The sequence below is a fragment of the Candidatus Obscuribacterales bacterium genome (genome assembly GCA_019744775.1).
GTDB lineage: Bacteria > Cyanobacteriota > Vampirovibrionia > Obscuribacterales > Obscuribacteraceae > SBAT01.
The window spans coordinates 42,413-52,031 of sequence record JAIETZ010000007.1; the positions used below are offsets into that span (position 1 = coordinate 42,413).

Genomic DNA, 9,619 nt, shown 5'->3' on the forward strand with positions numbered 1-9,619 from the left:
AATGACACTCAGAATACATGTTGAGTCCGCAACCATCAGCGATGAAGGCATCAACATAAACGCTCTCAACTTCAGAATCATGAGAGAAGTTGGCACGCACCTCGACGAAGCAGCACGTCTTCTCATTCCCAAAGACGAAAGAGAATCACTGCTTTTGAGAGACGTACACATCAACAGCCGCACGCTCGATTTGTTGACATACGACGTCGACAAAGACCCCGAACTCGGCTGGTTAAAACGCCCAAGACAAAAAGCTCTCCTGCAAGCACTCTGGCAAGTCTACAAGCGAATCAGCTATTGCAAGCACTCACCCGACGACGGCTTCGAACTTCTCTTCGATCGCGACGAGCATGTGATTGCACCGGAAATCTTGCAACAAGGCGAAGACGTCCTGCGAAGACGAGCAATTGCACTGCTCGAAATCCGCGAACCGGAAATCCGGTTCGACATGCAAGACCTGCGCAAGCAGCTCTCCAAAAATCAAAAAGACTGGGTCCACATTTTAACTGGAGAATAACGAATGGAACAACGGCACGCATACGATATTGTCTGTGATTACTTCTGCATGAACATGGACGAACTCGGAGAAATCATCAAAGAAGATCCCGATGTTATAAAGTCCTGGTTCACCCAACCGCTGCCGTTCGGCGGCCACTATTTCTTGCTGGAAAATAGTCCTGTGCATAACGCATTCGACAAATACCAGCAATTGTTGATGGTCGCCGGATACATTCAAGCACTCAAAGACGTGATCAAGTGTGACAAAACAGTATGGCTGATTCTCAACAGACAGCGTTCTAAGCTCAAGGGCAATTCTTTTGCCTCAATAGCCAAAAGCGCACCAAATCCATTGCCTGAAGACAACGGATTACAAGACATGCTCGACAAATTGCAATCATGGTGCGTGCGCAAGGGCATTGAAATAAAGCTCCCGCGCTGAGCACCACGAATCCAACACACAAACCGCAAAACCCCAGGCACCGTGTCTGGGGTTTTTCATACAAACAAGGAGAACGAAATGACTAAACACAACGAACGCACACCATACGCGCACAACTCTCGGGAGTACAACCAAAACAACAAAGACCCACGCAAGAAGGGCAACGGCGCTCCAAGAACTCTCAGCCAAGCAGACCGAGAAAACGTCGACAACGCCGTAAAGCTTGTACAAGAAGCATTCGCCCAAGCCGGCAAAAACACGACAGTAATTGACGTACGAGTCGGCAAGTTCAAGGCCCGACACATCGGTGTCCGCCCGGTAGATAGCGAAGGCAATCTCGGCTTTGGATTCTTCGGATTCGAATCGGATTGGCTCACCACCTACAAAAAGGCGGTAGCTATTTCGACCGACAAAGATGTCCAAGTCGCGGCAATCATCGAAAGCCGAAACTTCCAGAGTGTCCTGAACGCCTAGCCCGTCATTCTGAGCCCTCTGCGTCTGTCATTCTGACGAGCGAAGCGAGGAAGAATCTCACGTGTTGAAGCCGTGAGATTCTTCCACAGGGCGCACGCAATGCGCGTACACATACACGGCTGCTTTGTAGGGGCGCATTGCATGCGCCCGTCCTACCTTCCCACACCCACAAAGGAGAATCAATGAGCGAAGAATCGCGTATCAAACTACCGAATTTCCTTGACGCTCTCATGTCCGACACGGTTTTCCGTCCGGAAGTACTAGAACTCTTACTTGCCCGACTCGAAGACAACGGAGATTCGGACACCGCCGGCGCACTCTTGCAAATCCAACTAGACAACAGCGAAGCGCTTGAATACATTGCAACTCGTCACTACAACGAGCTGCACGGATTGAAAGCGTTAGCAGGCAGACAAGTCATCGAAGCCGAAGTCGCACTGAAATACGCGCAAACCAACTATGCGCGCGCCAAGGTGCAACAACAGCAAGGTCAAGTTGGAGTAGAAGCCTTCGCTCGCAAACAGCTAGCTGAAGCAGAAAGCAAGTACGCACAGGCAAAAGACTACGAGACCGAAGTACTCAACAAAGAGTCCCAAGTCATCGCCACCAAAAGATCCGAACCAATTCGTCAAGCATACCTACGTTCACAACTGGCCAAGCTTCAAACCAAACAGGAGGTTCAATGTACGTAATTCTAACCATGCTCTTCTGCTCAATCTTCGCTCTCGTTGCATCCTATCTCATAGTTTGGATTGCCTTCAAAGCTGAAACACCCAAAAGAGACACAAAGGAGAATTCACCAATGTCCAAGACAAGCACTGCACCTGCATCAACCACAGAGCTAAAAGTCGGAGTACACACTGCGCAAGTAACCATTCAGCACGGCGACGTACAGGACATTGTCATCGAGACCAACAACCCTGATGAATTTGACATATGCCAAAACGGAGACTGCCTTACCGTCAAGGAAAAGGATTCCTCTGGCGGCTGCATATCAAATGTCTATCAGTCCAATCTCGGGGGTAGAAACACAATCAGCGTCAACGGGAAGACCTACACCGGCAACAGTGTGAGCATCGTCAACGGTAAAGTCTTCATAGACGGTAAGCCGGCAGAAGATGATAAATCATCTGCACCAAAAGATCGCAACCGACTGCAAATCACTGTTCCAAACAACTATTCCGGCGAGTTGCGGCTTGATGGTTCTGGTATATCGTGCATAGAGCTCGACGCCTGGGTAGGTCCACGATTGAAGTTACATTCGAGTGGAACAGCTGAACTAGTAGTCGGAGCCGTTAGCGTTGATGAGCTTAAGTGCGATCTATCCGGAGTAACGAACATCAACCTAAACAAAGGTGATTGCCCAAGAGCGGATATATCAACTTCGGGAAGATCGACATTTGTCGCTACCTATCTCGACACCGCCACGCTGGATATTGACTGTTCCGGCATATCAGCGGTTGCCATCGGGTCCGGAAGCGCCACAAAGCGAACCTCAGCGCAGGCTTCAGGCAACTCCAAAATCACTTGCAGAGGAAACTACAACAACGTCTCGAAAGACAAAAGTGGTCTCGCTGAAATTCGAATTAGCTAATCCCCGGAAGCGGTATGCCCAAGCAAATCCGCACGCAAGGCTTTCGGTCTCGTGACTGAAAGCGTCGAAACAACTTCTTAGGAGAAGTACATATGAAGAAAAACATCGTAGCAATCGCCATCGCAACAAGCATGACCACAGGCGTCGGCGCCGCCATCGCCAGCCCAATCATGATGCCGAGCGTACCGGCTGTGCCTGTTACCGTGCATGCACCAGTGGTGGCAAAACCGGCAGGTGTGTCGATGCAGACCAAATTGCTCAACAGCTACAGAAGCGTCCGCGCTTTCTGGCTTAGCCGCGCAATCGTCAGGTAGTCGTTGACACCGGGGCGGACTCATCATCCGCCCTTCCCTCCGGCGGGCAGCCTCAAAGAAGCTGCCCGCTTCTTTATTAGGTGAAAACATGAAAGCCAAGAAACCAGACAAGATTGCAAACAGAGACCGCATCACCGAAGCGATTCACTTCGCAACCAACAAGCATAAAGATCAGCCTCGCAAAGACAAAGTAGGCACGCCCTACATCGTCCATCCCGTCGCTGTAATGAGCCTGCTCACTTCAATCGGTGGAATTACCGACACTGATACTCTCGTCGCCGCCGTGTTGCACGACACAATCGAAGACACCGGCACAAAAGGTCAGGAAATTGAAGACGCTTTCGGCATCGAAGTCCTCGCCTACGTGCTTGAGTGCACCGACGACAAGTCTCTAAAGAAACAGAAGCGCAAGAAATTGCAAATTCTGAATGCTCCACACAAATCAACCGGCGCAAAGCTAATTAAGATAGCCGACAAGATAAGCAATGTCGCCGACTTGATTAGCAATAAACCAAAAGGCTGGAGCATAAAACGAGTCAACCGCTATTTGGACTGGGCAGTAGCCGTGGTCGCAGGTCTGCGCGGAATCAATCAACCGCTGGACGACTTGTTCGACCAAACCGTCGCTCGCGCCCGCGCCAAATATCACACACCACAAAAAGGATGAAATCCAATGTCCAAAGACGACAAACACAAACGAAAGAAGCGACAAAAGCAAATTCGCGATCTTCTCGTCAACTTCGGCAACAGGTATAACAACCCTAAACCCGCTGACTGTGGACGCCTCATCGAAAACATGATGCGCAAAGTCAAAGGCATGACTCCGGTGCTGCTTGAAGAGCTCATCACTCTTCAACGACCCAAAGAACTCGAAGCGTTGATCGGCAAAGGCGATTATCCATCCGATAAACTCCTGCCGAAAGACTACTTCTACGGCGAGCCCTCAGACGATGAAATCGAAGAATGGTTAGACGGTATTCGTATCGAAGAAGTGATTGGCGATAAAACCAAAGTCAATGCACTCCTCAGAGACGAAGATTTGGAACCGCTTATCTACGCAATCGCGTACGTACTTGCAGGACAGGAGGTAGCTGCACAAACACCCGCATTCAACAATCGCAAACGCCCAGAAGCTCGCGCTAAGTAATAGGGGCGCTCAAGCAAAGTTGTTCATCACTGTCGATCCAAAGGGACCAGTCTTGGGCAACTTTGCAGCGCCGACGCGCAGCCCAAGAGAAATCAGACATCACGAAATAGAGAAGACCAAGAAGGAGCTAACTATGACAATTATTGCATTTGCATTCGCCTTCGTTTCCCTCGTAATCATGTGCGCAGCATTCCTCGAGCGCATGGGTCGCGAGCAAACAAAAACCAGCAACACCGACGAAGTCCTCACATCCGAACAACAATTCCACGCACTGGTCGAGAAAGTCAATTCACTCATCGGTATCGGCGTCTTCGGAGTTGCTCGCGACACGTGTCTCAAAGCATTGGAAGCTCTTTCAGCTGCTCGCCTCAACAAGAAGTCTGATAGCGATGCGCTCTTTGAAGATCTGAAGAAGCTGACTGCCTACATTCACGAGCTGGACTATGAAGCTGAAGTGTTGCCGCTTTATCGCGAAGTGAAAGCCAACTTGAAAAACACTTTCACCGGCAAGCACAAAATCACCTGGCTTGCCAAGACCCAACTCAAACAATTGGAGTTGTCAGCCAACATAGAGCAAAGCTGGCTCGGAAGAAACATCAACGAGCTTCTGCCCATGCTCATGGGAGAAGCCGCCTACGATCAATGCCGGCAAATAGCCGAATGGTCGAAAGAGATGTGCTCAATCCCCGAACCCTGCTACGCCGTCCGCCAAGTCGCCGCCCGCCGGTGACGCCGCGGCTTTGTTACAGCCGTCGCCTTTGTCATTCTGAGCGAAGCGAAGAATCTCACGCATTTAACACGTGAGATTCTTCGTCGCAGCTGCGCTGCTCCTCAGAATGACGTTCATTTACGGCCCACCCACTCACCCACAAGGAGACACACATGAAACTAACGCTGGAACCACTTCGCAAACACAAAGCTACATTCAACCTGAAGCTGTCCTTTGACGACTCCGACAAGATCGAGCAGCAAGACTCAGACACAGACATCCCGGACATGGCTGTATACGAACGCCTTGCCACAGCGCGCAAACGAGTTGACGCTTTCATAACAAGAAACGGTCTTTGCGTCGACTCCGACAACACCACGGTCAGTGGTGTCGACATGATTGTCTATCACGATGTCGATCCACAGATGCTAGAAAACCTGCTTGAACCAAGACCACTAGTTCTCGACGAACTAGATCTTCAAAACTTCGACGGATACACACACTAAAAAGGAGGCCCGCGAATGCATTCGCACCAGGAGTCGCAAACTCCAGATCAGCTGTTCTTCTTCAACATGTACGTAAAGTCGCGCAGATACAACGATGAGTTTAGGGTATACAACCAAGCCTTGTTAAAAGAATTTGCCACAAACGCACTGTCATCACTGTTCAATACTTTCGTCACATTAGCTGAAGAAGCCAACTCAAAATCAATTGAACGACTCTCGACATATGGACACTTATTCCTCGAAAGATACATCGAGCCGACACTCCAACAAACGGACGACGAACTAAATCTTCTCACGGGACTAAATGTTCAATATGAATATCGAGACACCTGCCACAGTGAAGAGTGGGATTTGCAGACGTTCAAAACAATTAAAACCAGCATCGCTAAGGTGTCTGTCGGTATCAAAGCCAACAGCAGCGTCAACGATGCGACATCCCACTCACCAGACAACAGTCTCACTTTCGATGAGCTTCACCAGCTAATCAAAGAAATGTGGACAAATCATACCGAACTCTTGCTGCTTGCCGAGCGACTTTCTGCCAGGTCCGCCTGTCTAGAAAAGTGGCGCCGCAAGCGCGAAACCAATCCGTAATCACAATCATCAACCTACAAAGGAAGAATATCCAATGAAAATTAACGTTCAAGACCAATACGCATCGATCCGCACTCAAGTCATCAGCGCCCTGCTTCCCAATGGATTCAAGGTGACGGACTACAAAGTCGAACAGTCTGACAACAAGGTAAGTCTCACAATTGACATGCTCGATTCGTCACTCCACTCAATGCGTAAGGTAACGGTAGTAATCACTGACGCGCACAACGAGACGTCGCTCGGCTACACGCGCACTTTCGGTATCTCATATAACGGAGCCGAAAGCGTCGAAAATGTCGACAGCAGCGAACATCATTCGAAGCAAATCAAGGGTGTACTCAAGCACGAATTGAATCCAAGTGAAAGATGTAGATATTCCGCAGCTCAGTTTATCGTTTCAAGACCAGGGCTCGAATACCTAGACACCGTCCGTCAAGACATCCAACACTATTGCGCAAGGTTGGATACTCTCGCTAAAGCCAAACAACTTCTCGAGAGCGCCAAAAGCATCTTAAAGGCGGACAAGGATCAACACGGCACTCTGCTTGCGGCAAACACTCGCGAACAAATAACCACCTGGATCGCAAAATACCGCAAACTTGCAGAGGACAAACTAGCAAGCTGGGTCGCCAAAGGTGACAAGCTTCAAAAGAAGCCACTCGCCGACCTTCGCGCACAAGCAGTAGCTGTTTCTCTTCAAGCAGCTGCCGCACCAGTGCCGAGAGCATCGGAACAACAGCTTCACGCTCTAGCCAACAGGTTCGCTGCTATGCACGTGCGAGCCAGCTAGTCACAACGTCAATCGACGTCGATATCTCATTCGGCTCCCAGCATTCGGGCTGGGAGCCTCTTTGTATCAACCAGGAGAAATCTAACATGGACAACTTCGAAAAGCGCACAGACTCTCTTCTCAACCGTTTTGACAATCGAATTTTCATCGATGACACGCGTGAAGAAGAGGGCGACTTTGCCTTTGATGAACTCGTGAAGTTTCTGAATATGTACCCTCAGAACATCGATGTTCTCGAAAAGCTTTTCACACTGCTGACGCGCAATTGCCCGGCCGGCAGCAAACGCACGCTTGTACTGGACTCGTGGGGCGGAAATCCACACGAGCCGGAAGCAACAAATGTCCGCTATATCGGACACGAAGACTTTGTTCGAGAAGGTGTACTGACCATTGAAGTACGCCTTCCGGTCAAAGACCAACGCATCGCCGACAACGCACTCGGCATCGTGGAAGACTTCGCCAACAAGACAGAACTAAACGCCATCATCGCAGTACAAATCACACAGTAGCGACAACTAAAGGAGCTAAATGACAAGACAATTTCGAACTGAAAAAACTCTTGCGGTAATAGACATGGCACCGGCGCACAGTCGTTATTTGCCACTGAGCACCAAAGTCATGCTATTCCACAACATGCTCATGCAAATTGAGCAAGCGATAAGTGACGGACAACCGGTAATTGTTCAAGACTTTCCCGACTCATCGGTAGCGGACGAACTCAGCTGCACTCATGACTTTGTCGTGAGTGCGTTGAGCGGCTACGCCGACAAATGCTTTATCAAAAAGCATCAAAACGATGGCTCGCAAGAAATTCTCGAAGCATGCCGGGACCAAGGCTATCCAACCAAGCACATTCAACTATGCGGATTGTTCACCAATCGCTGCATACGCGATACAGCCGTTGGACTAGCCAAACAACAACCAGACGGCATCATCGAAGTCATGCGCACTGCCTGCGCATCAACAGATCCAGCGGACGAACTTCGACAGTGCTTTTGGAATCGCTTTTCAGAACCGAACATCACGATAACTCCAGCGCCGACCATCATCCCCTGGTCGGCGCACCAAGATGACGAACAACTCTACTTCAGTGTCAAAGCCCGCGACCACATGCGCCGCGACTACGACGCGTACATTTCACTCTAAACACAAGGAGAACATAAATGACCACACATGAAACAGGTCATGAATCACAACCGCCGACACCGGCGCAGCAACCACAACCTAGGGTTTCAAACCTAATAACTGATATAGCGCTCTTTGTCGAGCACGTTCTTTTCACAGGACGTTGGACATTGGCACTATTCAACATGGGATTACTGGCCGGCTTGGTTTCCTACACCGGCAAATTCTTGTGCGAAGCATTTGAACTCTGCGCATTGCTCCCAAACATTGCGCACACTCACGAGACGGAAATATTGATCAAAGTATTGAATTTGGTTGATATGGCAATGGTCGCCAATTTGATCGTCATGGTCGGAATTGGAAATCATTTGATCTTCATCCGTCGAATGGATCAATTTGATCCCAAGGTCAAACCTCAGTGGGCTGAAGGCATCAGTCCAAGCACAATGAAAATCAAACTATCGATGAGTTTGGTCACCATCTCCAGCGTCTTCTTGCTGAAATCGTTTTTCGAAATCGGTCAAGTCGGCTGGGAAGTGTTAGCCAAACAAGTCGGCATCCATCTGGTCTTCATCATCTCCACGATGGCAATGGCATGGGTATACGCCAAATCCCACTCCGTCGACCACGGTCCCTCGTCTCCGGACCATCACGCCCACTCTACAGATAACAGCGTTCAACAGTCGTCACACGTTACCGAGGAAAAAACACATGCGTAAACAAATACTCACCGCGTTGCTAACTCTCTCAATCATCTCGTCATTGACCGCATGCACCACCGGCGAGTATCGCAGACACCACAAGAAGAAACGCCCGACAGTAAACGTGACCATCTATCACGTCCCCAATGGCGACAGCTATTACCGCGACAGCTCCGGTGACTGGTGGATCTACCAAATGATGAACAACTCATCGTCATCCTCGACAAGCTCATCAGCTACTTCGACCACATCGTCGAGCACAAGCAGCTCGAGATCATCTTCTGTATCCAGCAGCAGCTCTTCCTCAACTCTCTCAGGCGGCACATGGTCCAAAGCCAGCAAGCCACCAACCGAAGAAGAGCAGGAGCAAGCCGAGCAAGAACAGCAAGAGATGGAAGTCGACGAAACCGGCAATCCCAGCCCCGAAGAAGCCAACGAAGCAACCACAGAAGAAGCTGCCGACGCAGCCGACGGCGCATCAGACTCATCCGACGCCGGTGACTCCAGCTCCGACGCTGGCGGCGCTGATGCAGGTGATGCCGGCGGCGGCGATTCCGGTGGCGGCGACTGCGGCGGTGGAGACGGCGGCGGCGGCGACTAACCCCCGTTTGTCATCTCAATCGTAACAACGACTTTTCGAACTGTAGGGGCGCATTGCATGCGCCCTTTTTACCCAAGTTCTCAATCTAACCCCCAACACGCCGGTGAATTTCTTCACCGGCGTG

At 50.2% G+C, this 9,619-nt stretch carries 16 protein-coding genes; all 16 read left to right on the forward strand.

Features of this window, described 5'->3' with window-relative positions; genetic code table 11:
• The first annotated feature begins 1 nt into the window (after position 1).
• The 16 genes from K2Y22_14290 to K2Y22_14365 all read left to right on the forward strand — a co-directional run bounded on the left by K2Y22_14290 (position 2) and on the right by K2Y22_14365 (position 9,495).
• Positions 2 to 517 (forward strand): hypothetical protein, encoded by a 516-nt coding sequence (locus K2Y22_14290; protein ID MBX9879623.1) that lies wholly within the window; start codon positions 2 to 4, stop codon positions 515 to 517.
• Positions 518 to 520: 3 nt separating this feature from the next.
• Positions 521 to 940 (forward strand): hypothetical protein, encoded by a 420-nt coding sequence (locus tag K2Y22_14295; protein ID MBX9879624.1) that lies wholly within the window; start codon positions 521 to 523, stop codon positions 938 to 940.
• 78 nt (positions 941 to 1,018) lie between these two features.
• Entirely contained in the window at positions 1,019 to 1,414 is a 396-nt protein-coding gene (locus tag K2Y22_14300) for a hypothetical protein (protein MBX9879625.1), read from the forward strand.
• Between the two features lie 182 nt (positions 1,415 to 1,596).
• Positions 1,597 to 2,106: a hypothetical protein gene (locus K2Y22_14305; protein ID MBX9879626.1), complete on the forward strand. Its 510-nt coding sequence runs from the start codon at positions 1,597 to 1,599 to the stop codon at positions 2,104 to 2,106.
• Positions 2,097 to 3,008, forward strand: a complete 912-nt coding sequence (locus K2Y22_14310; protein MBX9879627.1) for a DUF2807 domain-containing protein — start codon at positions 2,097 to 2,099, stop codon at positions 3,006 to 3,008. The genes K2Y22_14305 and K2Y22_14310 overlap by 10 nt, the downstream gene beginning before the upstream one ends.
• A gap of 92 nt (positions 3,009 to 3,100) precedes the next feature.
• Complete coding sequence (locus K2Y22_14315) at positions 3,101 to 3,322, forward strand: hypothetical protein (GenBank protein MBX9879628.1); 222 nt, start codon at positions 3,101 to 3,103, stop codon at positions 3,320 to 3,322.
• A gap of 88 nt (positions 3,323 to 3,410) precedes the next feature.
• A complete protein-coding gene (locus tag K2Y22_14320; GenBank protein ID MBX9879629.1) occupies positions 3,411 to 3,989 on the forward strand; it encodes an HD domain-containing protein in 579 nt (192 codons plus the stop codon).
• Between the two features lie 6 nt (positions 3,990 to 3,995).
• On the forward strand, positions 3,996 to 4,469 hold the full coding sequence (locus K2Y22_14325; GenBank protein MBX9879630.1) for a hypothetical protein: 474 nt from the start codon (positions 3,996 to 3,998) through the stop codon (positions 4,467 to 4,469).
• A 133-nt stretch (positions 4,470 to 4,602) separates the two neighbouring features.
• The gene (locus K2Y22_14330) at positions 4,603 to 5,199 is read left to right on the forward strand and encodes a hypothetical protein (GenBank protein MBX9879631.1); all 597 of its coding nucleotides are present in this window, start codon (positions 4,603 to 4,605) and stop codon (positions 5,197 to 5,199) included.
• A gap of 152 nt (positions 5,200 to 5,351) precedes the next feature.
• Complete coding sequence (locus K2Y22_14335; GenBank protein ID MBX9879632.1) at positions 5,352 to 5,684, forward strand: hypothetical protein; 333 nt, start codon at positions 5,352 to 5,354, stop codon at positions 5,682 to 5,684.
• 15 nt (positions 5,685 to 5,699) lie between these two features.
• Entirely contained in the window at positions 5,700 to 6,278 is a 579-nt protein-coding gene (locus K2Y22_14340) for a hypothetical protein (GenBank protein ID MBX9879633.1), read from the forward strand.
• 34 nt (positions 6,279 to 6,312) lie between these two features.
• Positions 6,313 to 7,068: a hypothetical protein gene (locus tag K2Y22_14345; protein MBX9879634.1), complete on the forward strand. Its 756-nt coding sequence runs from the start codon at positions 6,313 to 6,315 to the stop codon at positions 7,066 to 7,068.
• 86 nt (positions 7,069 to 7,154) lie between these two features.
• The gene (locus K2Y22_14350; GenBank protein ID MBX9879635.1) at positions 7,155 to 7,577 is read left to right on the forward strand and encodes a hypothetical protein; all 423 of its coding nucleotides are present in this window, start codon (positions 7,155 to 7,157) and stop codon (positions 7,575 to 7,577) included.
• A gap of 19 nt (positions 7,578 to 7,596) precedes the next feature.
• A complete protein-coding gene (locus K2Y22_14355; GenBank protein MBX9879636.1) occupies positions 7,597 to 8,214 on the forward strand; it encodes a hypothetical protein in 618 nt (205 codons plus the stop codon).
• 17 nt (positions 8,215 to 8,231) lie between these two features.
• Positions 8,232 to 8,912 (forward strand): YqhA family protein, encoded by a 681-nt coding sequence (locus tag K2Y22_14360; GenBank protein ID MBX9879637.1) that lies wholly within the window; start codon positions 8,232 to 8,234, stop codon positions 8,910 to 8,912.
• Positions 8,905 to 9,495 carry a hypothetical protein gene (locus tag K2Y22_14365; GenBank protein ID MBX9879638.1) on the forward strand — a complete coding sequence of 197 codons (591 nt, stop codon included), beginning with the start codon at positions 8,905 to 8,907 and terminating at the stop codon, positions 9,493 to 9,495. Before K2Y22_14360 ends, K2Y22_14365 begins: the two co-directional genes overlap by 8 nt.
• The last annotated feature ends 124 nt before the right edge of the window (positions 9,496 to 9,619 follow it).

What these genes read in the sequence shown, in the direction of transcription:
- K2Y22_14290 (MBX9879623.1), top strand. Translation starts at nt 2, where the DNA reads ATGACACTCAGAATACATGTTGAGTCCGCAACCATCAGCGATGAAGGC.
- K2Y22_14295 (MBX9879624.1), top strand. Translation starts at nt 521, where the DNA reads ATGGAACAACGGCACGCATACGATATTGTCTGTGATTACTTCTGCATG.
- K2Y22_14300 (MBX9879625.1), top strand. Translation starts at nt 1,019, where the DNA reads ATGACTAAACACAACGAACGCACACCATACGCGCACAACTCTCGGGAG.
- K2Y22_14305 (MBX9879626.1), top strand. Translation starts at nt 1,597, where the DNA reads ATGAGCGAAGAATCGCGTATCAAACTACCGAATTTCCTTGACGCTCTC.
- K2Y22_14310 (MBX9879627.1), top strand. Translation starts at nt 2,097, where the DNA reads ATGTACGTAATTCTAACCATGCTCTTCTGCTCAATCTTCGCTCTCGTT.
- K2Y22_14315 (MBX9879628.1), top strand. Translation starts at nt 3,101, where the DNA reads ATGAAGAAAAACATCGTAGCAATCGCCATCGCAACAAGCATGACCACA.
- K2Y22_14320 (MBX9879629.1), top strand. Translation starts at nt 3,411, where the DNA reads ATGAAAGCCAAGAAACCAGACAAGATTGCAAACAGAGACCGCATCACC.
- K2Y22_14325 (MBX9879630.1), top strand. Translation starts at nt 3,996, where the DNA reads ATGTCCAAAGACGACAAACACAAACGAAAGAAGCGACAAAAGCAAATT.
- K2Y22_14330 (MBX9879631.1), top strand. Translation starts at nt 4,603, where the DNA reads ATGACAATTATTGCATTTGCATTCGCCTTCGTTTCCCTCGTAATCATG.
- K2Y22_14335 (MBX9879632.1), top strand. Translation starts at nt 5,352, where the DNA reads ATGAAACTAACGCTGGAACCACTTCGCAAACACAAAGCTACATTCAAC.
- K2Y22_14340 (MBX9879633.1), top strand. Translation starts at nt 5,700, where the DNA reads ATGCATTCGCACCAGGAGTCGCAAACTCCAGATCAGCTGTTCTTCTTC.
- K2Y22_14345 (MBX9879634.1), top strand. Translation starts at nt 6,313, where the DNA reads ATGAAAATTAACGTTCAAGACCAATACGCATCGATCCGCACTCAAGTC.
- K2Y22_14350 (MBX9879635.1), top strand. Translation starts at nt 7,155, where the DNA reads ATGGACAACTTCGAAAAGCGCACAGACTCTCTTCTCAACCGTTTTGAC.
- K2Y22_14355 (MBX9879636.1), top strand. Translation starts at nt 7,597, where the DNA reads ATGACAAGACAATTTCGAACTGAAAAAACTCTTGCGGTAATAGACATG.
- K2Y22_14360 (MBX9879637.1), top strand. Translation starts at nt 8,232, where the DNA reads ATGACCACACATGAAACAGGTCATGAATCACAACCGCCGACACCGGCG.
- K2Y22_14365 (MBX9879638.1), top strand. Translation starts at nt 8,905, where the DNA reads ATGCGTAAACAAATACTCACCGCGTTGCTAACTCTCTCAATCATCTCG.